Source organism: Lysobacter sp. P5_B9 (genome assembly GCF_054049835.1).
The window spans coordinates 281,336-303,349 of the sequence record NZ_JBFULP010000002.1 but is presented as its reverse complement, the minus strand read 5'-3'; the positions used below and the strand labels follow the sequence as shown (position 1 = coordinate 303,349).

Below are 22,014 nucleotides of genomic sequence, written 5' to 3'. Positions count from 1 at the left end.
TTGCGCAGTCGATCCGCGCGGGACCGCAATGAGCGCCATCACCTCGATGCTCGGTGCCGAACTGCCGCTCGTGCAGGCGCCCATGGCGGGCGTCCAGGACGAGGCACTCGCGCTCGCGGTGTCCGGGGCGGGCGGGCTCGGTTCCATGCCATGCGCGCTGCTGGGCCCGGCCCAGCTCCAGGTGGCGCTGCAGAAGTTCGCCGCGCATCCGCGGCCGATCAATCTCAACTTCTTCTGTCATGCCATGGCAGCGCCCGATCCCGTCGAAGCACAGCGCTGGCAGCGCACGCTCGCGCCGTATTACCGGGAGTTCGGCATCGAGCCACCTGCGCCGTCACAGGCCGGTGCCCGCCGACCGATCGATGCGGCGACCGTGGATCTGCTCACGCCGTTCCGCCCCCAGGTGGTCAGTTTCCATTTCGGCCTGCCGGAGGCGCCGCTGCTCGCGCGGATCAAGGCCTGGGGCGCGGTGGTATTGGCTTCGGCCACGACATTGGCCGAGGGTCTTTGGCTGCAGCGCCACGGTGTCGATGCCGTCATCGCCCAGGGCATCGAAGCCGGCGGCCACCGCGGCCACTTCCTCTCCGACGACCTGATCGGGCAACCATCGACGATCGATCTCGTTACCGCGCTGTGCCGCAACCTCACGGTGCCGGTGATCGCCGCCGGCGGCGTGGGAAGCCGTTCCGACGTGCTCGCCCTGCGCGCGGCGGGCGCAGCCGCCGTCCAGGCCGGCTCGGCTTACCTGTTGTGTCCCGAAGCGACCACCACGGCGGTGCATCGGGCGGCGCTGCAGCAGTCCGGACGCGACACCGCGATCACCAATCTGTTCAGCGGTCGCCCTGCACGCGGCCTGGTCAACCGCCTCATGCGCGACCTGGGCGCGGTATCGGCCCTGCCCCCGGCATTTCCGTGGGCGGCCCAGGCGCTGGCGCCGCTGCGCGCCGCGGCGGAGGCACGCGGACTGGATGATTTCAGCCCGCTATGGTCGGGCACCAAGCCCGGCGGCTTTCCCGCGATGGCCGCGGCCGACGTGACGCGCCAACTGGCGGGGCTGGGCTAACGCGCCGATGACGCTGCTCCCGTAAGGCACCTCTACAAGCGCGCCTGTATAACCGCGCTACACAACCCGCCTACTCAACACGCGGGCTTCCGCCACCTCATCCATTGGAGATCGTCGTGAGCAAAGAGCTGCAAATCACGAACTCGCTGCTGTGGGCCTCCGCGATCATTGCCTCCGCCGCGCTTGAGGCTCCGCACGCCTTGACCTTCCTGGTGCTTCCGTCCCTCGCTGTGGTGTCGTGGTTGTTCGCTGCCACCCGCAACCGCTCGAAGCCTTGAGCTCCCGGCCATCGTGGACGGACTGACAAGTATTCAAGCCGAGGCCACTTCGCGGCCCGGCGATATCCGGGGCATCAACGGCGCGCCGTAACGCCTACGCCGCCGCCGCAACTTCCCGCAGTTGCGCCCGACGATCGTAGTCATCCGCCAACGCGCGCAACGCCGTGCTGCCGTCGCCTGAAAACGCGGGGCCGTGCATCAGCCCCAGCGTGCGCGGGGACAGTCCTGCGAGCGACCGGATCGTCGTGCCCATGTTCGGATTGAGCGAGGAATAGCGGAACAGGTCTTCCGCGGCGACGGCTGGGCCGACGATATCGCCGGATACCAGCGCTGGGCCGTCGCCCACCTGCGTGAACAGGTCGCCGCACAGCAGGGTGCCGGTGGACTCCTCGTACACCACGGCCGCCTCCCACGCGTGGGGCGTATGGGGCGTGTCGAGGTAGCGCACCCGCCTGCCGCCGCCCAGATCGATGACTTCGCCGTCCCGAAGCATGCGCGGCGTGCGGTCCGCCAGATCGTTCAACGACACCGAGACGGCGGTTTCGCCGTGCGCCACCAGCGCGTGCGGCGCGATCGCGAGCCACTCGTTCATGGCTCCGCACTCGTCGGCCTCCACATGCCCGAACGAGAGCCAGCGCAGTTGCTCCGGCGGCATGAGCCGGCCCACGGCTTCGCGCACCAGGGGAAACATCCGGCGCGGCCCGGTGTGGAACAGCAGCGGCTCGTCGCCGAGGATCAGGAACTGGTTGAAGGGGAAGCCGGCGGGCGCCGCCACTTCGGGCACGAAGGTCGACAGCCGGAAGATGCCATCAGCGATTTCATCGACACGGGTATTCATGGGAGACCTGCCTTGGGGGGAAGGGAGGGCGCCCGGCCGGACTCGCCCGGACGCGCCCGAATATTGGGCGAACAGAACTGTGCTCCCAATATTACGGCCTGTCAATATAGGTGCGCATGCATGTATAGTGAATACATGGCCCGTACCTACACCCTCAAACGGCGCGCGGAGCAGCAGGCGGAAACCCGGCAACGGATCGTCGAGGCGGCCGTGGCCCTGCATGGCGAGATCGGCCCCGCGTTCACCACGTTCAGCCTGATCGCCGAGCGCGCCGGCGTGCAGCGCAACACCTTCTATTCGCATTTTCCGGATGAGCGCAGCCTGCTGCTGGCATGCTCCGCGCGTTCCCTGGAGCGCGACCCGCTGCCCGACGCCGCCACATGGCGCGACATCGGCGATCGCGCCGAGCGTCTCACGGCCGGCCTCTCCGCGCTGTACGCCTGGTATGGCCGCAACGCCGACCTGGCCGGCTGCGTGCTGCGCGATGCCGAATCGCATCCGCTGGTGCGCGAGATCGTCGAACTGAGGTGGGGACCGTTCCTGGCGGCGTACGACGAGGTGCTCGGCGGCGGCCTGGCTCCCGCGCCGCGTGCGCTGTTGCGGCTCGCCCTCAGCTTCTTCGGTTGGCGCAGCCTCGTGCACGACAGCGCCCTCGCGCCCGGCGAGGCAGTCCGGACGATGGTCGCGACGATCACGGCCGCGCCCCACGGGTGATCGGTCCGGCTCTTATTCGTCGATCGCCTATTCGTCCATCGCCGCGATGAAGTGCGAGACCAGCTGAAGCATCTGCTCGGGCTGTTCGCGGTGGGGAACATGGCCGCAAGCCTCGAGCACCACCCGCTGCGCCGGGCCCTGCACGCCGCGCGCGATGCGCTCGGGAAACGCCACCGAACCGAATTCGTCGCGATCGCCATGGATCGCCAGCACCGGGCAGCGCACCTGCGGCAAGCAACGGTCCAGACTCCACACGGCGAATGCCGGATCGAGCCACACCTGCGTCCACGCATCCAGAACCCACGCCGCCTTGTCGCCGTGCCATCGGGCGAGCCGCGCGAACTGTTCGTCGTGCTCGAACTGCGCCTGGGCAGCGACGATGCCGTCCAGCGTGCGCTGTTCGACGAATGCCTGCGCCGATTCCGTCACCACGAACCGGCAGCGGCCGCCCTGCGCCGCCGCGATCGCCAGCGCAATCGCACCGCCCACGCTATGGCCGAACAGCCCATAGGCCTCCAGGCCGAGCGCACGGCACAGCGCGGGAAAGTGGACCTCGGCCTCTTCCGCGATGAAATGGATCGATGGCCGTTCGCCGCGCGCGGAGGATCGGCCGAAACCGAGCCTGTCGTACGCGATCACCGACCGGTCCAGGCGATGCGCCAGCAGGGCCGGAAAGTCACGCCATTGCTCCACGCTGCCGAGCGAGTCGTGCAGCAGAACGACCGGGAGCGACGATGCGTGCTCGCGTCCCCATCGGCGCACGAACACCTGCCCACCCGGGACTTCGACGAACATATCTTCCACGTTGGCTTCGCTCGGACTACGCGCCCGCCAGGGCAGCCTTCTTCGCCCGCTTGGTTGCGTACATGGCCTGGTCCGCCCGGTCGAGCAGGCCCGCCAGGTCTTCTGCATCGTCTGGATAGAGCGCCTGGCCGATGCTGGCGTCGAGCGGCAACGGCGTGTTCTCGAACGCGAAACCCTCGCGCCTGATGGCATCGGCGTAGCGCTGGACGCAGGTGGCCGCGACGTCGCGGCTGTCCACCTGCGACAGGATGACGGCGAACTCGTCGCCGCCCACCCGTGCCACGGTGTCGACGGCACGTGCGCATTGGCGCAGGCGTGTGGCAAATGCCTGCAACGCCGCATCGCCCGCGCGGTGGCCGAGGTTGTCGTTGATCTGCTTGAGGCCGTCCATGTCGAGGTTGAGCACGCCGAAACGACGATTCTCGCGCCGGGCCTGTGCGAGACACAGCTGCAACCGCTCGAAGAACAGCGCGCGATTGGGCAGGCCCGTGAGCGCATCGTGGGTGGCCTGGATGAACAACTCGCTCGCGCCCAGCCGGGTGGCATGGAACATCGCGGCGGCGATCAGTCCGGACATCGGCCCAAGCAGATTCAGGTCGTCGTCATCGAACTTGTTGGGCCGGGAGGAGAGCACCTTGAGCACGCCGACCACGGTGTTGTGGTGGTGCAGCGGCACCACGATCATCGAGCGCAGGCCGATCTTGCGGCACGCTTCGACATTCACCCGGGGATCGGTTTCGGAATCCACGCAGTTCAGCGGCGCGCCGGCGGCGATGCACAAGCCGGACAGGCTGTTGTCCCGCGCAAGGCGCATCCCGAGGTGCGCAGTCGCCGAGCCGGTCGCCGCGCGATAGTCCATGTCGGCCTCCTCGGCGAGCTCCACCACCGCGCCGTCCGCGCCGGTCAGGTGCTGGGTCCGTTCTGCCACCAGATCCATCACGCTGCCCAGGTCGTGGCCGAGCCTGGCGATCTCGGTCTGGGTCCGGATCACTTCGAGCAAGCGTGGATTCGCGTCTACGGGCGGCATGTGTGTTCTGTTCGGGTCCTGTGCCGGCTGAATCCTTTCCGGGGACCCAACAAGCGGGATCACCACCTCGGCCAATCGGAAAATACACCCGGCGCCAGTCAGGGGGAACGCCGGCGACCGGCAATGCCAGGTGGATGGCCGGAATCATCCCGGCGCGCGCGTCAACGGCGCCTTCGCCCGAGCCCGCTCATTCTTCGCCTGAGCCCTCACTCCCTCCCCTCGCAACGCCCGCGCATCGCAGAGAGATCCTTATGCGTTCCATCCTCACGTGGCCCGGACGAACCCACCCGATGCCAGTACGCCTTGCCTTGCTGCTCCTGTTCGCCAGCGTGGCCGCCGGCTGCGACACGGTCGGCAAGCACGCGCGTGCACCGGAGGCCGTGGCGCCGCCGGTCGAGATCGTCCTGCCGCCGCCGACCACCACGCGCGGCGAATTCACCATCGAGGCGGACAAGCTCGACACCTGGAACGCGGTCGGCCAGATCGCGGTGCGCACGCCGGGCGTGGAGTACCAGGGCCGCGCGCAGATGCTCGACCTCTATGCCCTGCGCTACCGCGGAGAGGAGTTCCTGATCCTCACAAAAGCATTGCCGGCGTCCTCGACGATCACGCGCTTGACGACGAAGGTCACCGCCACCTCATCGCGCGGCGCGCCGATCGACAGCGACGCGGTGGCGGAGTTCCTCGTCCTGTTGCAACGGGAGCTGCCGACAGAGATCGAGAGCGTGCGTGCGCGGCAGGCCGCGGAGAAAAGGGCCGCAGCGAAAAAGGCCGCAGCAAAAAAAACGAAGCACGCCAGTAAGAAAAAGAAGTCCTGATCTGGAGCGACCTGTTGAACTCGACCGGAGCCCGGGTGCCTTTTCGCGCAATGTCGCGTTGCGCCCCATGGCGGGCTCAGTTAGTGGCCGGCAAATTGATGATCGTAGCCTGCATCACCGCAATGATTTCCTGGCGCGAACCCTGTTCGCCGATCACCTCGCCCTGGCAGACCGTCAGGGTCTTGCCGGCCTTCGTGACCTTGCCGACGGCCACGAACCGGTCGGCCACGGCGGGCCGGACGAAGTTGATCTTGAACTCGACGGTGAGGACATCACAGCCTGCCGGCGCAACGGTCAAAGCGGCGTAGCCGCAGGCACTGTCCAGCACGCTGGTGATGGCGCCGGCATGGATGTAGCCGTGTTGCTGCGACAGCTCCGGGCGGGGCAGCAGCGCGATCCGCACCTCGCCCGGGGCGACGTGAACCAGTTGCGCGCCCAAGGTCGTCATCAGCCCCTGGGCGGAGAAGCTGGTGGAGACGCGTTCGTGCAGATCGGTCACAGCGATTCTCCACGGCGATATCCGGCATCGTAGCGCGCTGCGACAAGAACAAGGCACCGAAATTCCGAGCCGCGCCGCCGCGCGCGGGACATATGAACCTTGGGCGGTTCGCTCTGCCTGCAGCATGACGAAAAGCACCTGGGTGCGCTGCGCTTACCCGGGCTTACGCGGACTCCCATGTTTCACCGAACACGCGGGTTCCACGCATTGCTGCTGATAATGAGCGAGCGCTCTGCGATCGGGAGACTTCCGATGTTTTCCCAATCTCTGTACCAGTATTGGGGAGGCGACATCCTCGCCGCCAATGCCTTCATTGGATTGAACATGGTTGGCGCCCTGCTGCTTGGGATGCTGGTCGGGTATGAGCGTTCCTATCAAGGCAGGGCGGCTGGGATGCGCACCTACGGATTGGTGTGCATGGCTTCGACGGCGTTGACCATCTTTGTTGGCTTCGCGCCGCTGTGGTACGGCGGCATGGAGGTGCGTGTCACGGCCGACCCGACTCGCATCGTCCAAGGTATCGTCACCGGCATCGGTTTTCTGTGCGCCGGCGTCATCGTGAAGGATGGCCTGAGCATCAGGGGCCTTACGACCGCGGCATCCATCTGGGCGGTTTCTGCTGTTGGCATCCTTCTCGGCACGGGTTTTTACCCTGCGGCCCTGTTGCTGGCCCTGCTATGCGCCGCGTCCATGTCGTTCCTCCAACGGATAGAAGCCCGGCTTCCAGGTCGAGCGTCACTGGACATCACGGTCAAGTTCCGCGAGGGGCATCCACCCGACCTGGAAGAGGTCGTCCAAAGAGGCAAAGTCCGGGGCTACCGCGTGATCAAGGAGAGCCTGACCATTAGTGTCAGCGACAAGCAATCGGTATGGAGATTTGGAGTCGTAGCGCTTGAGCGGTCCCGCGCTTTGTCTCCGGCCCATATGGCAGAAGAACTATCGAAAGACGAGAACATCGTGAGCTTCAGCATCACTCCTGTTCGCCATTAGCGAATGCAAGATCGCTGGGGGCCCTGCTGGCCTTGGTGCTTCAACCCTGTCAAGGAGACTCATATGAAAGCGGCTCGAATCATTGCGGCAATGACGCTGGTCGTCGCGAGCGGTTTGACGGTGAACACGGCGTCAGCCCAGCAGCAGGGAGTCAAACGTACCGAGCTGCAAAGGCACGACCTGAGCGCCCCCGGGCGCGAGATGATCCAGGTGCGCGTCGATCTTGACCCGGGAGTGACGTTCCCACTGCACTCGCATCCCGGCGAGGAGATCATCTATGTGCTCGAAGGCGAATGGGAGTATCAGGTCGAGGGCAAGGGAGCCATGAGGCTCAAGGCCGGCGAGGTCTTGTTCATCCCGGCTGGAGTGAAACACGGGGCGAAGAACGTCGGCAGTGGCAAAGGCTCAGAACTCGCGACGTATATCGTCGAAAAAGGGAAACCACTGGTAGTCCTGGCCAAGTGAGTGCTGTGGAGCGGGCCGGGCGCGGTCAACTGACGAATGGGGAAATCGACACCCATCGCGCCCACGCGATGGGGCCAGCCAACCCTCAGTCACTGGGATGGCTGTCCCTCGCGCCTCACGGCAAAGAGGCGCAGTCGCCGAACATCAACCGCTGTGCGTGCCGCGTCGCGGAGGCGAGCTCACCGGCGGCGTCGTAGTCCAGGCGCAGCAGCCAGTCGAACACGTCCTCCGGCCAGTCGTCGGGCAGCAATGACTTCGGTGCGCCCAGCGCCTTGGCCAGCTTGGGCAGGTGCTTGTGGGACCAGCACACCAGCGTGGTGGCGCCGTCGTAGCGCGCCTCCTCGCGCAGGCGTTGGGCGAGCTCCCTGGTCTGCTCTTCGCGCAGCTCGCTGTCGATCGGCAAGCCCAGCGCGGCCGCCAGCGGCTCCAACGTAAGTACCGCGCGCCGGCTCTCCGCCTCATCGGCCTTGGCGATCAACCACGACGGCGCCGCGATCCGCTCCTTGTCGAGGGTGAGCGTCTGGAAGTAGGCGACGTAGGCATGCGCCCGCGCCTGCCCCGCGGGCGTCAGGCCAGTGTCATTGGGATCGCCTGGCTTCTCGGCGTGGCGGATGACCAGCAGCGTGGCGGATTTCGGCATCGGGATCGATCCGTGTGGACGACTCATTCTTGCCGCGGGCGCGTGCGGATGGCGTCATGGCGAATGCGCGGGGAGAACGCCGCGGCGTCGCGGGCGTCGCCCCGGTGCGCTGCGCTTTCCGGGCTACGCTGGCTGGCTGAACACAGACCACAGCAACGACAGGCCGAACAGCGTCCAGCCCACGAACTCTCCGGCCGCGGCAAACGCGCGGTAGTGCCTTTCGTTATTGCGGCGGTCGTAGTGGTCGAGCACGACGGAAAGCATGACCAGGCAAGCGCAGATCATCGCCCCATACATGACCCAGGCCGGCGTGTCGTGCAGATGCACGCCGCGGCCATGCTTGCCCGGAACATAGAGATCGTTGACCCGTACGCCGTAGCTGCCGTAGGCGAACAACGCCAGCGACAACAGCACATGGCTGGCGCGCTCGTCAGAGGGGATCTGATTGGGCATGTAGCGACCGTTCGCGTCGAACTTCGGTTGCGGCTCAAGTGCTTCTTCGAGCACCTCGGCAGGCGGCTCTGGTTCCGGGATCGGTGAAGGCCGGGAGGTCAGCCGCTCGTAGGCGCTACGCAAGTTCGCATAGTTGCCGGGGTACCGGTTCCGGTTGATCCCCGCGAGCGCTTCTTCAAGCTCAAGCAGGGAGTACCTGGAATAGTCGATGTCACCGTCCTGCATGGGACCGGGTGTAGTCCATCGTGCTGAATCCGTAGCACCAGGGTGGGCTTCGCATACGCAGCTCTAAGCAGCGTCGGCCGGTTGTGCGGCTGGACCGATGCCCTGCTCCGCCGGCTTGAACGAAATCCCGAACGGACCGAGCCACGAATAGACCCACAGCCCGAACGCCGTGGTGGTGCCGAGGAACATCGTGAACACGGCCACGAGGAACACGCCGATGAAGGGCGAGGCCACCAGCGCCACCCACCCGTGCAGTGGCTCGTTGTTCCAGGACAGCGTATTCAACCCAAGGGCGGCCGTGCACCCCATCAGGATCGCAAAAGGCATCAGCGAGAACAGCAGGCCCACGCCTACGAGCTTGAACACCGTGCCGACGGAGATGCGTCGGATCATCACTTCCTGCATGGTTCCTCCCCAGAAAACCTTTGTTGGAGTGGTAGCCCGGGCAGGTCTTCTGCCCGGAAACGGAATGCCCAGCGCCGGCGCCGCTTCGATCAGGGCTTCCTGCCCACGAACGGATGACGCTCGCGGTATTCGCTCGAGCCGCACACGAAGTCCAGCACCATCCCCTCGATCGCCCCTTGCAGCGCATGGTCGCCCAGCACGCGCTCCATCACGAGCTTCTCGTCGTCCGGAACGTCGTCGCTGAAACCGTGGAAGTCGATGCTCTCCCCGATCTTGTCTCCATCCTCGCCGAACTGGACCGACTTGATCTCGCGGCTGCGCCGCCCGCTGCAGTCGAACTCCATCGTGTGCAGGATGGACATCTCCATATCCATGAAGTGCTTGCGTTCGAACACGTTGATCCGCACGTAGCCCTTGGGCCGGCTTTCCGAATCGACGTCGACGTAGTAGCCGTCGCGGTCGTGGTCGCCCCTGGAGGCGATCTGGTAATACGAGGCGGCAACAGCACCCTGCGGGCACGCAGCGACCAGCACCGCTGCCAGCGCGGCCAACGAAAAACGCTTCATGATTTCCCCTGTAACGATTGATACGGGCGCGCAACGGCCCGCGCGCCGAAATTGCGGCATGGCACAGGGGCTGTCAACGCCCTCGGCGGGGGGGCCGGCTCCCTCCCGGGCTCGCTTATGCGGGCATCGGGGGCGGGCTCAAGCGCCGGTTGCCGGGTTGGTGCGCGCCTACCTCGTCGCCTTGGCGCTGTCGCGGTCGACGGCTTCGACGAAATCGCCCAGCACTTCCACCCACAGTTCGATCTGGCTGCGGATGTACGCCTTCTGGTCGGTGTTCACGACCTCGAAGTCGTATTCGATGAACGGGTCCATCGCATCGTCGAGATAGGCGCTGGCGTAGCGGTACTCCGAGTTGAACTCGTTGATGGCCTGGTAGGTCGAGCCGTGTTCCAGGTCGAGGGCCGTGGTGAACCGGAGCGAGCCGCAGCGATCAGCCTCGCAATCGTAGAAGTCGATGACGACGTCCACGCCGGCCATGCTCGAGTCGATGCGAGGGCCGCCGTCGCCGGCCTTGCCGACCTTCGCGCTGTAGCCGGCGTCCTGGAGGATCCTGGCCACTTCCGCCGGGGTGACGCCGCGGGCCGGTTGCGCGGCCGGCGCCGCCCAGGTTGTCGCGACAAGGGCTGCGAGGACGGCGGTTCGGATCTGCGCCTTCATGGCGGGCCTGCGCGGCAGCGGGCTGATTGCCTGCGCCCTTATGGGAGTTATGTCGTAAAGGTCGCGTGAGCAGCGGAGTCGCCTTCGAGCACACAGTGCTTCACGCCATGGCAGTAACAGGCAGCGAATCCTCCGACAGGTTGATGGAGCCAACCCAGCCTACGGTCCTTTCTTGTCCTTGCCCGCCAGCTGCCGCAGCTTTGCCGCGCGGTTGGCATCCAACGGGCCGAGCACGCCGCGCCGTTCCCTGGGTATGTGTTCGGCGGGATCGGCGTCGTTGAACACATAGTGCTCCAGCATCGCTTTCCAGGCATCGCGTTCGGACTTCGGCAATGCCTTGTAGGCCAGGATCGCGTGCATCAGCGCTTCCAGTCCGGGTTCGGGCACGTGGCCCGCGTAGGCGCCTGGCCGCCACCAGTAGTTGACCAGCGCGTTGAGCCGTTCCAGGGACTGGACGTGGTGCCACCACACCGGTGGCATGTAGATCGCGTCGCCGGGTTCCAGCTCCGCGACCAGCGCGTGGCGCAGCGCTTCCTCCAGTCGCGGATAACGCGGATCGCCTGCCTCGTCGAGGCGGGGCAGGCTCATCGCGGCAACGGTGGGTGCGAAGTCGATGGGACCGACATACAGATTGGCCACCTGCTCCGGCGGAAACAGCGTGAAGCGGCGGCGGCCGCAGGCGACGACGGCGATGTTGTGCGAACTGTCGAAATGCGCGGGCGTGGTGACGGTGTTGCCGATCCACAGGCGCGGCTGCACGGACGGGTCGAGCAGCGGCATCGGATGGGCTTCGGCGAAGCCGGGGAGGCAGCCCTGGATCAATGCGCTCTGCATCGCCAGGCCGGGCACGCTGTCGTGGCGGCTGTAGGCCGCCAGGCGCTGCAGCACGTCGGTCACCGACACCTTGAAGTGCCGGTAGTTGAATGCGTCCATCGTGGCGTTGTAGCCCACCACGCCGCGCACCTCGGGCGGCATGTGCAGCACATCGACCGGGCTGCCGTTGTCGTAGGCGACCAGCGCCTGGGCGAAGGCGGTTTCGGATTCCCGTGCCTTCTGCACGATGGGCCAGTACCGGCACACGCCGCGCAGGACCTTGGGGCGCCCGCCTGCGGTCAGCGCATCGAGGCTGATGGGTTGCCGGGTGAAGTCCAGTTCGTCGATCGCAGTGGGCATGGGCAGCGGAGCAACGGAGATGCGCGAACGATATCGCGAATGCGCGTGCGGCTGGCAAAGGAGTCAGAGTGCACTTTCCTAAGTCGACTCTGCCCCCTGTTTTCACCCGGGATGGAGTAAGAAAAAGGAGCCGGCGGATTGCGTCGGTTCCCGGCACACCGCGAACGCGATTGGAGGGGCTGACCATGAGCCATCATCACGGCGCATTGATTCGCACCATCTTCCACGACCCGGTCAGCGGCAATATCCATTGGCGTGAAGTGGAATCGTTGCTGCACCACCTGGGTGCGGAAGTCGAAACCTTGAGTGGCAATCGCATCCGCTTCCGCATCAAGCAGGTCGAGGCGGTCCTGCATCGCCCGCATCGAGGCAACGTCCTCGACCGCAATGCCGTACGCAGCCTACGCGGCTACCTGGCCAGTGCCGGCGTGACACCGTCTCTGTACGAGCAGCGCGGCGAAGAGTCCGACCAGAAAAGGGATGGGGGCAATTAGCCTCTCTTAATTACCTCCGGCCCCTTAATCCGTCGCTGCCGATCGAACACCAGGACCCGCGAGGACGCCTGCCATTTTCTGTTCGCACCCTCGTCGGTGGTCAGACTTTCCATCTGGCGAGACGGTAGGCACGGCAACGCCTACGAATGGCAAAGCGGTCAGAGTGCACTTCCTAAAGTCGACTCTGACCCCTGTTTTTGCTGGTTCCTACAGGCTGCAGGGCGCGACGGGCTTCCGTGCGGTATGGATCGCGACGATCCCAAGCGAAAGCCGTTCGAACGTCACGCCCTCGAAGCCATGGGCTTCGATCTCTCCGGCAAACGCCTCGGCCGAGGGGAAATCGCGTATCCCATGCAGTAGGTACTTGTAGGCTGACCCGTCACCAGCGGTCGCCAACCATCCGAGCACGGGCATGCAGGCATGCATATAGGCGAGATAGGCGCGATGCAGCGGTCGCCACGGGATATTCGATGCCTCCAGGATCACGAGCCGTCCGCCGGGACTCAACACGCGGAACGCTTCCTTGAGTGCGCGGTGCCTGTCGCAGATCTTCATGACGAGCGACATGGAGTAGGCATCGACACTGGAATCGGGCACTGCCGGCATCGCCTCGGCATCCAGCTGCCGCAGCTGCACCTTTCCCGCCCAGGGAGCGAGGCGGCGTTGCGCAATGGCCAACATCTTTTCACTGATGTCGGCGGCAATGATTGTCCTTCCGCTGGCGCGCCCGTCCCCGAGCATCCGCAGGATGATGTCGCCGGTTCCGGTTGCGCCGTCCAATAGCACCGACCAGGACTCGCCAGCCATGCGCCTGGCCACCCGACGCTTCCACAGCCGATGAATGCCGAAGCTGAACACATCGCACAGCAGGTCGTACCGCGATGCGATGCGGCCGAAGATATCGTCGCTTTTCCAAGCGAACTCCGCCGCGTTCGGATTTGACCGAGGCTCCACGTTCATCGTCATCGACCCTGAGCCCTCTTTTGCATGGGTGCGCTGCGCTTACCGGGCTACGTTGGCTCTGAGGCAAACGTCGGGTTGATGGAGCCTACCCAGCCTACGGTCCTTAACGCCTTATCTGCGTCCCTACGACTTCAATGAAATCAGTGCAGCCGGTGTCGCCCACTACGTTCGGGCGCGACTCATCCAGAGCGCATTCGAACTTAGGTTTGGCGCTGTTCCCACGCGGGAATGACGCGTTCCGGAAGATGATGGGAACAACGACCGAGATATCGCCGACCTGCGGCCCGAAATGCCAAGGCTTGCTCGCGCTGAGGACCGACTGCGTGAAGGACGGATGGCTGCTCGACACGACTGTGGTATCGCGCACGTGACCCCGTGCATCGATGTGCACCAGGAGCTCGACCGTTCCCGATGCACCGGCCCGCACCCGATCGGGCGCATAGATCGGTACCGACGCGCTACGAAAAGCAGGTCTGGTCGTAAGGCCTCGCAGTGAAATCTCGTACTCGTCCGCGTTGACAGGCACCAGCACTGCGCGTCCGTGGACCAGGGCATCAGCCACCACGGGGGCGCCGTCCTGCTTGGCCGGCGCGAACCTGGTTTCGGCGAGCCTTGCTTCGATCGCCTGCGCGAGCGCGCCCGTCGGCCCCGTCAATTCGCCGATAGTCGCGCGACCATCGGCGGCCACCGATATGTGCGCGGAAAAGGCCACGTACCGTTCTTGCTCGTCACCCGCAGCGACCGTGGCCGATGCAAGCAGTGCCGCCACCACACCAAACGCCTTCCACATGCCTGCCTCTCCTTCGATCACGCCTGTTGCGAGCCCGAGCGACCTTACGGCGCGACCCCGTAACCGGCATAACGCTCGCGCACGCCTGGCTCCAGCGACAAGGCCTTGCCGATGTCCGCATCTACGTCCGACTCGCCCAGCGCGCGCTTGGACAGCCCACGGACGTAGTAGGACGATGCCCCCGCCGGATTTAGCCGCAGGGAGGCGTCGTAACTGGCGATGGCCTCGCGATATTCGCCGCGTCGGTAGTGCACGAAGCCTCGGGAGTTCAAGGTATTGGCGACCTCGTCGCCGCCCGCCTCGACACCGGCATTGCAGTCGGCCAGCGCGGCGTCCAGGTCGATATTGAGCACGGACCGGGACCAGCAGCGGCCATTGAGGGCAAACGCATTGTTCGGCTGCAGCGCCAACGCGCGGTCGAAGTCGGGGATCGCACGCGCGAACTCGCCCTTGTCCTGAAAGGCCTTGCCGCGATTGGTGATGGAGTCGACGAGGGTCGGTTCGCCCTCGATGGAAACCGAGAAATCGGCGATGGCCGCGTCCAGGTCGCCTTTCCGGGCATGCACGACGCCGCGCATTCCGTAGGCCCGCGCATCGCCGGGCAGCAATCGCAGGGCCTCATCGAGATCGACCAGCGCCTTGTCCTGGACGCCAGTCTGCGAATAGGCGACGGCGCGATTGAAGCGTGCGACCCCCAGCTCCCGGCCCGTGACCTCGCCCGACCGGATCAGCTCGGAGCAGGCGGCAATCGCCTTCTGCGGCGCGCTCGCGTCGCCGCAGGCTTCGACTTTCGCGGTGGTCGCGCCACTGGGTCGGGCGCAAGCGGCGAGTGACAGAACGATCAAGGCAAGGGTTTTACGACGGGGCATGCAGCAGCTCCAAAAAAGATCGATGGAAATTGACTCCCTGGTGCGCGGGAGCGCGCAACGGCGCCACGACCAGCCCCGGGTGCGCCTTCGCTTACCCAGGCTACGTTGGATGATAGCGAGCGCGATGAGCCGCGCGTTCAACCTCCCGGCCACCAGGCGACCCGGACGATATCGTCCAGGTCATCGGCCAGCCGCTGGAAGCAATCGGTCAGCGCCAGTGGCGACAGCCGCAGGTCCTGGTCGTCGGCGAAGTTGCGCGGTTCGGTCAGGCCGGCGAGCAGACGCAGGTGGTCGCGGGCTCGCTGCAAGGCGTGGTATTCCTCTTCGGGTAATTGATACGCCATTGCGGCGGGCGGCTTTCGGCGCATCACGACTCCTTTCAAGCGGGCAGGATCGCGCCGCAGAGGACACCGCCGAGAGTGTGGACGTTCGCCACGGGAGTGCACGGCCTATAGGCACGTAGCTGGGTAGCCCGCGTAAGGCCGCAAGCACCCGGTTGGAATCTCACGGGTGACGAAAGGCACCCGGGTGCGCCAGCGCTTACCCGGGCTACGCTGGCTCGCTGACTTAGGCCAGAAGTTCATCGGGCTTTGTCCCGAAGACCTCGTGCAACGCCTTCTCGTCATCGACGAGCGCCGCGCGCATGCGCTCCGCGGACAGCGGACGCACCACCCAGCTCACCTTCACCCGACCGAGCCCCGCTTCGACAAGCGGAATGGCGAGGTAGTACGAGGGACCGGGCCCAACGCAGTACCAGAACGAATCGGAAATGTGTCGCGCCCCGACCTGGATGTTGAAGACATCGTCGTAGACGAAGGGAACGCCCTGCTTGTAGACCTTGACCACGTGCATCGCTTCGCCGCCAACCACGCCGCTGGGCGTAGTGAAGCGCAGCGCCAGGAAGGTGCTGCGCAATGCACGCTTGACGCGCTTGCGCCCCTCGAGCGTCTGGTAGATGGAGAGGGCCAGAAACACCGGCAGCAGAAGGATTGGTAACAGTTCCAAAACACATGCCTCATTGCTGCGTTACGGAAGCTTCTAGGCGGGCACGGTGGTTGAAGAAGCCCCCCTGCCACGAAGAGCACCCGGGTGCGCTGCGCTTACCCGGGCTACGCTGGCTAGCCCCCTTCAGGGATAGCCAGCGCCCACAGGTCGAGTATCCCGTGTGCGATCACGGCGGGCCAGAGCCGGCCGGTACGCGCAAACCACCAACCAAGCATCAGCCCAAAAGGAATGATCGTCATCGCCCCGGCCGGCCCCTGGTAGAGGTGATAGGCGACACGGATGGCGACGCTGACGTTTACCGCGAACGCGGTGCTGTGTGTCCGTTCCAGAGCGCGGATGATGTACGCGCAGACGAACACTTCCTCGAAGATTGGATTGACGATCGACACTGCGACCGCGGCCGAGAGCGTGATGCCGCCGGCGACAAGCCCGTCCAATGAACGACTGAAACCGGGCAACACGACATCGCAGACGTACATCATTGCGAATAACGTGATGTGGAAGGCTGCGACAAGTCCAACGGCAGCGGGAAGGTCACGCGCGGTGAATCCCAGCCCAAGCTCAGCACGCCGCCAGCCTCGAGCCTTCAGCAGCGCCCCAAGTAGGGCCAGCAGCATTAGTTCCTCGACGATGAGCCAGCGAAGTCCTGCATCCGTGATAGGCGGCAGCGCACTCGGGACGAGCAACTGAGTCACGCTCGCATACAAGGAGTAACCGAATGCGACGGTCACGACGAGTAGGAATTCGCTACGTGCAGAAAGCAATTGCATGTCGGCCTCCCCGCCGGCATTGCTGAGTACGCCGCCAGATGCGGCAGGCGGACTATTCGATGAGTGCAGGCGGGCAGGCCATGCGCGGGCTACGCTCGCTAAGCCCTTCGACCATCCACTTCAATCAACCAGCGAATAAAGGCCGAACCAGAAGTCAGGAACTGAACTGCCAGCTCGATGGGGACACTTACTTCGGTCTCCGCCCCTTGGCCATGACGATACTGATGAGTGGCGTTTATCCAATCAGCTAGAGACTTGAGGATTTGATGGCTGGCATCTGCTGCGACCCCATCGCCCGTATAAGCATTCTGGATTAGTGGCCACACGTACTTCTCTAGTTCAGGCGGACCAATTCGAGCAACACCGTTTCCTATCATTACTTTTACACAGGCCTCGGCAGAGGCAGCTATCGCCCTCACAGCACCATTTGTATCTGGCCGATCGCCATCCATCGCACTGAAGGCGCGCTCGAACTCTGATCTAGATGCGTCCCACTTGGCATCCTGAAGCCCATTCAACGTCGCCTTTCTATTGAGCGCATAAGCCTCGTCAACTGCGTAACGGACATTGCAATCGGCATCAATCTCGTAAGTCGTATGTTCCTCTGCGAGCACACGAGCAACAAATCGCTTCCACTCATTCGCCGCAAGACGCAAAGCATGGGACCCACTTACGTACCCTGAGCCTTCGTTAGCCTTGTCCGTTAGCGCTCGAAATACGTGAGTAATCCCGTCTAGTACGTCACGAACATCAGCCTTTTGAAAGAACACATCAAGACTTTGACGCCCCGCGTGCCATGGCACTCGAACCCCCGTTTCCATCTCAATTCGCTCAACAATCAAATGCGAGTTGTCTAGTTCAGAGGCGTACCGGCCAATGCGACGCCTTAGTCGCTCACTATCTCGCTGTGTTGCATTAGGCGTGCAATAGACACGAGAGAACGGCTGCGACATTCGAAAATCACCCACCATTGAAAAGGGCCAGGTTCGTGACCTGACCCTTCGTCGATTGGTTCATGGACCTGCTCGCGCAGGAACTCACCCGCACTTGCTATACCCACAATTCAAGCAAGTCGCGCACCCGTCCATGATCACCACGGCCTTGGTGCTGCACTTGTGGCACATGGTCGCGGACGGCGGGAAGGAGGCGCCTTCGCCGGTGACTTCGATGACTTCTTCGGGGCGCTCGCCCCCATCCCAGCCTTCCCCCGCGGTGACGGGGGAAGGAGCGACTACGTCAGAGTTTTTTTTTGAGCGCTCTTCGAACGCCTTGCGCTTCTCGGCGATGAGGGCGCGGGTGGCGTCGCTCATCTCGGGGTCGTGCATCAGGCCGATCGACTTGAGGTGCTCCTCGACCACGGCGCCGATCTCGGCGACCAGGGAGGGCATGTACACGCCGCCGGCCTTGAAGTAGCCGCCCTTGGGGTCGAACACGGCCTTCATCTCGTCGACCAGGAAGGTGACGTCGCCGCCCTTGCGGAACACGGCGGACATGATGCGGGTCAGGGCCACGATCCACTGGAAGTGGTCCATGTTCTTGGAGTTGATGAACACCTCGAACGGGCGGCGCAGCTCGTGCTCCGTGCCGGGGTTCAGCACGATGTCGTTGATCGTCACGTACATGGCGTGCTCGACCAGCGGCGTCTTGATCTTGTAGGTGGAACCGATCAGCACTTCCGGGCGCTCGACGCGCTCGTGCATCTGGATGACGTCGGCCATCGGCTTGGCTTCGATCTCGGCGACGGCGCGCGAGACGGACTCGGCGCGGATCGCTTCCTTCGCCTTGTCGTCGGCGCTGACGACGCTGTAGCCCTTGATTTTCTTCGAGATCTTGACGGTCATCGCCTGGGTTCCTGGTGGTGCGTGGAGCGTGTTGTTTGATTTGCAGCCGGGTTCAGTGCGGTCACCGCGCCCGCGCGGGGCGCGGTGACCAATCGGGGCTTGCTGTTTTGGGTGGTGCTGGTTTGTTGCATCGCCCCAGGCAAGTGCCCGGGGACGATTGGCCCTTCAGCCTTTCAAGTGTTGCTACTTGCGTGCGGCCTTCTTCACGGCCTTCTTTACGGCAGCCTTGCGGACTGCCTTCTTTACCGCAGCCTTGCGGACTGCCTTCTTCACGGCCCTCTTCGCGGCGGCCTTTTTCACTGCGGTCTTGCGAACGGCCTTCTTCACCGCGCGCTTCGCGGCGACCTTCTTGGCGGCCTTCTTCACGGCGGTCTTCCGGGTCGCCTTCTTCGCGGCCTTCTTGGTCGCCTTCTTGGTGGCCTTCTTCGCCGCCTTCTTGCCTGCGACCTTCGCCTTCAGTGCGGTGGCTTCCTTCTTCGCCGCGGCCGATGCGGAGGCGAGCTTCTTCTTGGCCTTGGTGACGGCCTTGCTCGCCGCCTTGCTGGCCTTGCCTGCGCTCTTCTTCACGGCCTTCGTCGCCGAGCTCGCGCGCTTCTTCACGGCCTTCACGGCGCCTTCGGCGGTGCTGGCGATCGCGGTGCCGACGTTGGATGCGGTTTCCTTCACAGTTTCAGCGGCCTGCGACAAGGTCGCGGTCACTCCATTCCCGTTGCTCATGTGCCCTCCTCGCGGGCGTGTGTGCCTGGTTGGTTCTAATCGGGACAAATCAATCGGAATTGCGGTGTTGCAGCGAGATCCTATACCTGCGTGGAATCGAAAGCATGGTGAAGCCAAGCGGTGGAGACTGAATCGATTTTCAGGTTGGTGCTCCTCGCGCCTGCGGCGCGCCCTCACCCCGGCCCTCTCCCGCTTTGCGGGAGCGGGAGAAGAGCGATCAGAACTTGCCGTAATAGCCTTCCTTGAGCGCGTCGAACAGGTTGGCGGCGGTGTGCATCTCGCCGTCGTATTCGATCTGCTCGTTGCCCTTGACCTCGACCACGCTGCCGTCTTCCAGCTCGAAGCGGTAGGTGGTGTTCTCGAGGTCGGCTTCCTTCACCAGCACGCCCTGGAACGCGGCGGGGTTGAAGCGGAAGGTGGTGCAACCCTTCAGGCCCTGCTCGTGGGCGTAGCGGTAGATGTCCTTGAAGTCTTCGTACGGGTAGTCCGTGGGGACGTTCGCGGTCTTGGAGATCGAGGAGTCGACCCACTTCTGCGCGGCGGCCTGGACGTCGACGTGCTCCTTCGGGGTGATGTCGTCGGCGGAGATGAAGTAGTCGGGCAGCCTGGCCTCGGCTTCCTCGCTGAACGGCATCGCCTTGGCGTTGACCAGCTCGCGGTAGGCGAGCAGTTCGAACGAATAGACGTCGACCTTTTCCTTGGACTTCTTACCTTCGCGGATCACGTTGCGGCTGTAGTGGTGCGCGAAGCTGGGCTCGATGCCGTTGGAGGCGTTGTTGGCCAGCGACAGCGAGATCGTGCCGGTCGGGGCGATCGAGCTGTGGTGGGTGAAGCGCGCGCCGACTTCGGCGAGCTCGTCCACCAGTTCCGGTGCGACCGAGGCGACGCGCTGCATGTAGCGGCTGTAGCGCGCGTGCAGGGTCTTGCCTTCGATTTCCTGGCCGATCTTCCAGCCGTCCTTCACCATTTCCGGGCGCTTGCGCAGCATCTCGGCGGTGACGTCGAAGCGCTCTTCCATGATCGGGGCGGCGCCCTTCTCCTTGGCGAGGGCCAGGCCCATTTCCCAGCCGGCCACGGCCATCTCGCGGGCGATGCGCTCGGTGAATTCGCACGACTCCTTCGAGCCRTACTTCATCTGCAGCATGGTCACGGTCGAACCCAGGCCGAGGAAGCCCATGCCGTGGCGGCGCTTGCGCATGATCTCGGCGCGCTGCTGTTCCAGCGGCAGGCCGTTCACTTCGACCACGTTGTCGAGCATGCGGGTGAACACGCGCACGACTTCCTTGTATTCCTCCCAGTCGAACGACGCTTCCGCGGTGAACGGCTGGCGCACGAACTTGGTCAGGTTGACCGAGCCCAGCAGGCAGGCGCCGTACGGCGGCAGCGGCTGCTCGCCGCAGGGATTGGTCGCGCGGATCGACTCGCACCACCAGTTGTTGTTCATCTCGTTGACGCGGTCGATCAGGATGAAGCCCGGCTCGGCGTAGTCGTACGTCGAGACCATGATCATGTCCCACAGGTGCCGCGCGCGGATGTGGCCGTAGATCTTGCAGGCGACCAGGCCGTCGTCGCGGGTGATGTAGTTGCGGTGGGTCGGCCACTCGCGCCACACGACCTGTTCGGCGTTCTTGAGGTCGATGTCGCCGCGTTCCTTTTCGTTGACCGGGAACACCAGCGGCCAGTCGGCGTCGTTCTTGACCGCGTCCATGAAGCCGTCGGTGATCAGCAGCGACAGGTTGAACTGGCGCAGGCGGCCGTCTTCGCGCTTGGCGCGAATGAAGTCCTTCACGTCCGGATGCGACACGTCGAAGGTGCCCATCTGCGCGCCGCGGCGGCCACCGGCCGAGGACACGGTGAAACACATCTTGTCGTAGATATCCATGAAGGACATCGGACCCGAGGTGTACGCGCCGGCACCGGCGACGAAGGCACCGCGCGGACGCAGGGTCGAGAATTCGTAGCCGATGCCGCAGCCGGCCTTCAGCGTCAGGCCCGCTTCGTGGACCTTGTCGAGGATGCCGTCCATCGAGTCCTCGATGGTGCCGGACACGGTGCAGTTGATCGTCGAGGTCGCCGGCTTGTGCTCGAGCGCGCCGGCGTTGGACGTGATGCGGCCGGCCGGGATCGCCCCGCGGCGCAGCGCCCAGACGAAGCGGTCGTACCAGTAGGCCTGCTTCTCGGAGTTCGGCTCGGCTTCGGCCAGGGCCTTGGCGACGCGCTGGTAGGTCGCGTCGATGTCCGCATCCACCGCCTCGCCCGACTTGGTCTTCAGCCGGTACTTCTTGTCCCAGATGTCCTGGGACGCGGGCTGCATCGGGATTTCCTGTTCGGCCATCTTCGTCTTGACCGCTTCGAGGCGTACGGTGCTCATGCCTGTCCTGTCTCCTGTGAATCGGGTGGCAGGTCGAGGCCGGCCGCCCATGCTGTTCTTATGATTGTGTGTTGCGTGTCACATTCACCGACGCCACCGACAGCGTGGCCCGCGTCGCTTTCTGACCACTCCGTTGGAGATGCCGATTGCGTCGCGTAGCCGTTGGTTTTGTTGGTCGTCCGGGCCCTTGCCGACCCGTTCCGCTCCCGCCGCAAGCCGCTCCCCCGCGCCTTCCGACCGTTGCCTCTACCTCCCAGCTTACCCCTAAGCTTGGGCTACTTCCGCCGACCAGACCACAAGATGTAGTGGCCGGACAGGAATCAAACCTAAACCCGCCCCCAAACCAAGTCAACCGTTTTTTTGCATCGTTGCGGGTGGGTGCGGCTACCCACGCGGGGGGGCCGTTTTTTCGGCCGATGCACCTGTCCGAGCCCGTTTTTTCTTTCTGACTGCGTCAACGCTCGGCTGAAGCGCACGGTCCGTAAGGGTCGGCGAAGCCTGCGGGCCGGCGCTTCAACTCCGCCTGTAGTGCGGCATGACTCCCCCACCAGTGGCGACCGCGCGGGGTCGCCTCGAGGA

27 protein-coding genes are annotated in these 22,014 nt (G+C 64.6%); 7 read left to right on the top strand and 20 right to left on the bottom strand.

Going from position 1 to position 22,014, the window contains the following annotated elements; translation table 11 throughout:
• Positions 1–28: 28 nt before the first annotated feature.
• On the top strand, positions 29–1,063 hold the full coding sequence (locus ACXJJ9_RS06525) for an NAD(P)H-dependent flavin oxidoreductase (RefSeq protein WP_457096400.1): 1,035 nt from the start codon (positions 29–31) through the stop codon (positions 1,061–1,063).
• 116 nt (positions 1,064–1,179) lie between these two features.
• Positions 1,180–1,341: a hypothetical protein gene (locus ACXJJ9_RS06520; RefSeq protein WP_457096399.1), complete on the top strand. Its 162-nt coding sequence runs from the start codon at positions 1,180–1,182 to the stop codon at positions 1,339–1,341.
• A 94-nt stretch (positions 1,342–1,435) separates the two neighbouring features.
• Here ACXJJ9_RS06520 and ACXJJ9_RS06515 read toward each other — a convergent pair whose 3' ends face one another.
• Positions 1,436–2,179 carry an oxygen-binding di-iron domain-containing protein gene (locus ACXJJ9_RS06515; RefSeq protein ID WP_457096398.1) on the bottom strand — a complete coding sequence of 248 codons (744 nt, stop codon included), beginning with the start codon at positions 2,177–2,179 and terminating at the stop codon, positions 1,436–1,438.
• Positions 2,180–2,314: 135 nt separating this feature from the next.
• Between ACXJJ9_RS06515 and ACXJJ9_RS06510 the strand changes: the two genes are divergently transcribed.
• Positions 2,315–2,893 (top strand): TetR/AcrR family transcriptional regulator, encoded by a 579-nt coding sequence (locus ACXJJ9_RS06510; RefSeq protein WP_457096397.1) that lies wholly within the window; start codon positions 2,315–2,317, stop codon positions 2,891–2,893.
• 27 nt (positions 2,894–2,920) lie between these two features.
• Here ACXJJ9_RS06510 and ACXJJ9_RS06505 read toward each other — a convergent pair whose 3' ends face one another.
• Both ACXJJ9_RS06505 and ACXJJ9_RS06500 read right to left on the bottom strand, forming a co-directional pair.
• Complete coding sequence (locus ACXJJ9_RS06505) at positions 2,921–3,688, bottom strand: alpha/beta fold hydrolase (RefSeq protein ID WP_457096596.1); 768 nt, start codon at positions 3,686–3,688, stop codon at positions 2,921–2,923.
• Between the two features lie 25 nt (positions 3,689–3,713).
• On the bottom strand, positions 3,714–4,724 hold the full coding sequence (locus ACXJJ9_RS06500; protein WP_457096396.1) for a diguanylate cyclase domain-containing protein: 1,011 nt from the start codon (positions 4,722–4,724) through the stop codon (positions 3,714–3,716).
• A gap of 290 nt (positions 4,725–5,014) precedes the next feature.
• On the opposite strand from ACXJJ9_RS06500, the gene ACXJJ9_RS06495 reads away from it, so the two are divergent.
• A complete protein-coding gene (locus ACXJJ9_RS06495; protein WP_457096395.1) occupies positions 5,015–5,542 on the top strand; it encodes a hypothetical protein in 528 nt (175 codons plus the stop codon).
• 76 nt (positions 5,543–5,618) lie between these two features.
• Here the strand turns inward: ACXJJ9_RS06495 and ACXJJ9_RS06490 are convergent, their stop codons facing one another.
• On the bottom strand, positions 5,619–6,041 hold the full coding sequence (locus tag ACXJJ9_RS06490) for a PaaI family thioesterase (protein ID WP_457096394.1): 423 nt from the start codon (positions 6,039–6,041) through the stop codon (positions 5,619–5,621).
• A 252-nt stretch (positions 6,042–6,293) separates the two neighbouring features.
• Here ACXJJ9_RS06490 and ACXJJ9_RS06485 point away from each other — a divergent pair, with 252 nt between their 5' ends.
• Positions 6,294–7,031: an MgtC/SapB family protein gene (locus ACXJJ9_RS06485; RefSeq protein WP_457096393.1), complete on the top strand. Its 738-nt coding sequence runs from the start codon at positions 6,294–6,296 to the stop codon at positions 7,029–7,031.
• A gap of 90 nt (positions 7,032–7,121) precedes the next feature.
• Entirely contained in the window at positions 7,122–7,496 is a 375-nt protein-coding gene (locus ACXJJ9_RS06480; RefSeq protein ID WP_457096392.1) for a cupin domain-containing protein, read from the top strand.
• A gap of 115 nt (positions 7,497–7,611) precedes the next feature.
• On the opposite strand, the gene ACXJJ9_RS06475 is transcribed toward ACXJJ9_RS06480, so the two are convergent.
• From ACXJJ9_RS06475 to ACXJJ9_RS06450, 6 genes are all read right to left on the bottom strand, one after another.
• On the bottom strand, positions 7,612–8,136 hold the full coding sequence (locus ACXJJ9_RS06475) for a flagellar basal body-associated protein FliL (RefSeq protein WP_457096391.1): 525 nt from the start codon (positions 8,134–8,136) through the stop codon (positions 7,612–7,614).
• A gap of 123 nt (positions 8,137–8,259) precedes the next feature.
• Positions 8,260–8,814, bottom strand: a complete 555-nt coding sequence (locus ACXJJ9_RS06470; protein WP_457096390.1) for a hypothetical protein — start codon at positions 8,812–8,814, stop codon at positions 8,260–8,262.
• 63 nt (positions 8,815–8,877) lie between these two features.
• Positions 8,878–9,219: a hypothetical protein gene (locus tag ACXJJ9_RS06465; protein ID WP_457096389.1), complete on the bottom strand. Its 342-nt coding sequence runs from the start codon at positions 9,217–9,219 to the stop codon at positions 8,878–8,880.
• An 89-nt stretch (positions 9,220–9,308) separates the two neighbouring features.
• Complete coding sequence (locus ACXJJ9_RS06460; protein WP_457096388.1) at positions 9,309–9,785, bottom strand: hypothetical protein; 477 nt, start codon at positions 9,783–9,785, stop codon at positions 9,309–9,311.
• Between the two features lie 168 nt (positions 9,786–9,953).
• Positions 9,954–10,442 (bottom strand): YbjN domain-containing protein, encoded by a 489-nt coding sequence (locus ACXJJ9_RS06455; protein WP_457096387.1) that lies wholly within the window; start codon positions 10,440–10,442, stop codon positions 9,954–9,956.
• 159 nt (positions 10,443–10,601) lie between these two features.
• The gene (locus ACXJJ9_RS06450; RefSeq protein ID WP_457096386.1) at positions 10,602–11,615 is read right to left on the bottom strand and encodes a cupin-like domain-containing protein; all 1,014 of its coding nucleotides are present in this window, start codon (positions 11,613–11,615) and stop codon (positions 10,602–10,604) included.
• 185 nt (positions 11,616–11,800) lie between these two features.
• Between ACXJJ9_RS06450 and ACXJJ9_RS06445 the strand changes: the two genes are divergently transcribed.
• The gene (locus tag ACXJJ9_RS06445; RefSeq protein ID WP_310054255.1) at positions 11,801–12,109 is read left to right on the top strand and encodes a type II toxin-antitoxin system HicA family toxin; all 309 of its coding nucleotides are present in this window, start codon (positions 11,801–11,803) and stop codon (positions 12,107–12,109) included.
• A gap of 207 nt (positions 12,110–12,316) precedes the next feature.
• On the opposite strand, the gene ACXJJ9_RS06440 is transcribed toward ACXJJ9_RS06445, so the two are convergent.
• From ACXJJ9_RS06440 to ACXJJ9_RS06395, 10 genes are all read right to left on the bottom strand, one after another.
• Positions 12,317–13,075, bottom strand: a complete 759-nt coding sequence (locus tag ACXJJ9_RS06440) for a ubiquinone/menaquinone biosynthesis methyltransferase (RefSeq protein WP_457096385.1) — start codon at positions 13,073–13,075, stop codon at positions 12,317–12,319.
• Positions 13,076–13,175: 100 nt separating this feature from the next.
• Positions 13,176–13,862, bottom strand: a complete 687-nt coding sequence (locus ACXJJ9_RS06435) for a TonB family protein (protein WP_457096384.1) — start codon at positions 13,860–13,862, stop codon at positions 13,176–13,178.
• 44 nt (positions 13,863–13,906) lie between these two features.
• Entirely contained in the window at positions 13,907–14,731 is an 825-nt protein-coding gene (locus ACXJJ9_RS06430; protein WP_457096383.1) for a tetratricopeptide repeat protein, read from the bottom strand.
• A 137-nt stretch (positions 14,732–14,868) separates the two neighbouring features.
• On the bottom strand, positions 14,869–15,099 hold the full coding sequence (locus ACXJJ9_RS06425; RefSeq protein WP_457096382.1) for an XAC0095 family protein: 231 nt from the start codon (positions 15,097–15,099) through the stop codon (positions 14,869–14,871).
• A 199-nt stretch (positions 15,100–15,298) separates the two neighbouring features.
• Entirely contained in the window at positions 15,299–15,706 is a 408-nt protein-coding gene (locus ACXJJ9_RS06420) for a hypothetical protein (RefSeq protein WP_457096381.1), read from the bottom strand.
• A gap of 143 nt (positions 15,707–15,849) precedes the next feature.
• Entirely contained in the window at positions 15,850–16,506 is a 657-nt protein-coding gene (locus ACXJJ9_RS06415; RefSeq protein WP_457096380.1) for a CPBP family intramembrane glutamic endopeptidase, read from the bottom strand.
• A 98-nt stretch (positions 16,507–16,604) separates the two neighbouring features.
• Positions 16,605–17,459 carry a hypothetical protein gene (locus ACXJJ9_RS06410; RefSeq protein WP_457096379.1) on the bottom strand — a complete coding sequence of 285 codons (855 nt, stop codon included), beginning with the start codon at positions 17,457–17,459 and terminating at the stop codon, positions 16,605–16,607.
• A gap of 84 nt (positions 17,460–17,543) precedes the next feature.
• Positions 17,544–18,347: a TSCPD domain-containing protein gene (locus ACXJJ9_RS06405; RefSeq protein WP_457096378.1), complete on the bottom strand. Its 804-nt coding sequence runs from the start codon at positions 18,345–18,347 to the stop codon at positions 17,544–17,546.
• A 183-nt stretch (positions 18,348–18,530) separates the two neighbouring features.
• Positions 18,531–19,064 (bottom strand): hypothetical protein, encoded by a 534-nt coding sequence (locus ACXJJ9_RS06400; RefSeq protein WP_457096377.1) that lies wholly within the window; start codon positions 19,062–19,064, stop codon positions 18,531–18,533.
• A 217-nt stretch (positions 19,065–19,281) separates the two neighbouring features.
• Positions 19,282–21,435 (bottom strand): adenosylcobalamin-dependent ribonucleoside-diphosphate reductase, encoded by a 2,154-nt coding sequence (locus ACXJJ9_RS06395; RefSeq protein WP_457096376.1) that lies wholly within the window; start codon positions 21,433–21,435, stop codon positions 19,282–19,284.
• Positions 21,436–22,014 lie beyond the last annotated feature (579 nt).

What these genes read in the sequence shown, in the direction of transcription:
- ACXJJ9_RS06525 (WP_457096400.1), top strand. Translation starts at nt 29, where the DNA reads ATGAGCGCCATCACCTCGATGCTCGGTGCCGAACTGCCGCTCGTGCAG.
- ACXJJ9_RS06515 (WP_457096398.1), bottom strand. Translation starts at nt 2,179, where the DNA reads ATGAATACCCGTGTCGATGAAATCGCTGATGGCATCTTCCGGCTGTCG.
- ACXJJ9_RS06510 (WP_457096397.1), top strand. Translation starts at nt 2,315, where the DNA reads ATGGCCCGTACCTACACCCTCAAACGGCGCGCGGAGCAGCAGGCGGAA.
- ACXJJ9_RS06505 (WP_457096596.1), bottom strand. Translation starts at nt 3,688, where the DNA reads ATGTTCGTCGAAGTCCCGGGTGGGCAGGTGTTCGTGCGCCGATGGGGA.
- ACXJJ9_RS06500 (WP_457096396.1), bottom strand. Translation starts at nt 4,724, where the DNA reads ATGCCGCCCGTAGACGCGAATCCACGCTTGCTCGAAGTGATCCGGACC.
- ACXJJ9_RS06495 (WP_457096395.1), top strand. Translation starts at nt 5,015, where the DNA reads ATGCCAGTACGCCTTGCCTTGCTGCTCCTGTTCGCCAGCGTGGCCGCC.
- ACXJJ9_RS06485 (WP_457096393.1), top strand. Translation starts at nt 6,294, where the DNA reads ATGTTTTCCCAATCTCTGTACCAGTATTGGGGAGGCGACATCCTCGCC.
- ACXJJ9_RS06480 (WP_457096392.1), top strand. Translation starts at nt 7,122, where the DNA reads ATGACGCTGGTCGTCGCGAGCGGTTTGACGGTGAACACGGCGTCAGCC.
- ACXJJ9_RS06475 (WP_457096391.1), bottom strand. Translation starts at nt 8,136, where the DNA reads ATGCCGAAATCCGCCACGCTGCTGGTCATCCGCCACGCCGAGAAGCCA.
- ACXJJ9_RS06470 (WP_457096390.1), bottom strand. Translation starts at nt 8,814, where the DNA reads ATGCAGGACGGTGACATCGACTATTCCAGGTACTCCCTGCTTGAGCTT.
- ACXJJ9_RS06465 (WP_457096389.1), bottom strand. Translation starts at nt 9,219, where the DNA reads ATGCAGGAAGTGATGATCCGACGCATCTCCGTCGGCACGGTGTTCAAG.
- ACXJJ9_RS06460 (WP_457096388.1), bottom strand. Translation starts at nt 9,785, where the DNA reads ATGAAGCGTTTTTCGTTGGCCGCGCTGGCAGCGGTGCTGGTCGCTGCG.
- ACXJJ9_RS06455 (WP_457096387.1), bottom strand. Translation starts at nt 10,442, where the DNA reads ATGAAGGCGCAGATCCGAACCGCCGTCCTCGCAGCCCTTGTCGCGACA.
- ACXJJ9_RS06450 (WP_457096386.1), bottom strand. Translation starts at nt 11,615, where the DNA reads ATGCCCACTGCGATCGACGAACTGGACTTCACCCGGCAACCCATCAGC.
- ACXJJ9_RS06445 (WP_310054255.1), top strand. Translation starts at nt 11,801, where the DNA reads ATGAGCCATCATCACGGCGCATTGATTCGCACCATCTTCCACGACCCG.
- ACXJJ9_RS06440 (WP_457096385.1), bottom strand. Translation starts at nt 13,075, where the DNA reads ATGACGATGAACGTGGAGCCTCGGTCAAATCCGAACGCGGCGGAGTTC.
- ACXJJ9_RS06435 (WP_457096384.1), bottom strand. Translation starts at nt 13,862, where the DNA reads ATGTGGAAGGCGTTTGGTGTGGTGGCGGCACTGCTTGCATCGGCCACG.
- ACXJJ9_RS06430 (WP_457096383.1), bottom strand. Translation starts at nt 14,731, where the DNA reads ATGCCCCGTCGTAAAACCCTTGCCTTGATCGTTCTGTCACTCGCCGCT.
- ACXJJ9_RS06425 (WP_457096382.1), bottom strand. Translation starts at nt 15,099, where the DNA reads ATGCGCCGAAAGCCGCCCGCCGCAATGGCGTATCAATTACCCGAAGAG.
- ACXJJ9_RS06415 (WP_457096380.1), bottom strand. Translation starts at nt 16,506, where the DNA reads ATGCAATTGCTTTCTGCACGTAGCGAATTCCTACTCGTCGTGACCGTC.
- ACXJJ9_RS06410 (WP_457096379.1), bottom strand. Translation starts at nt 17,459, where the DNA reads ATGTCGCAGCCGTTCTCTCGTGTCTATTGCACGCCTAATGCAACACAG.
- ACXJJ9_RS06405 (WP_457096378.1), bottom strand. Translation starts at nt 18,347, where the DNA reads ATGACCGTCAAGATCTCGAAGAAAATCAAGGGCTACAGCGTCGTCAGC.
- ACXJJ9_RS06400 (WP_457096377.1), bottom strand. Translation starts at nt 19,064, where the DNA reads ATGAGCAACGGGAATGGAGTGACCGCGACCTTGTCGCAGGCCGCTGAA.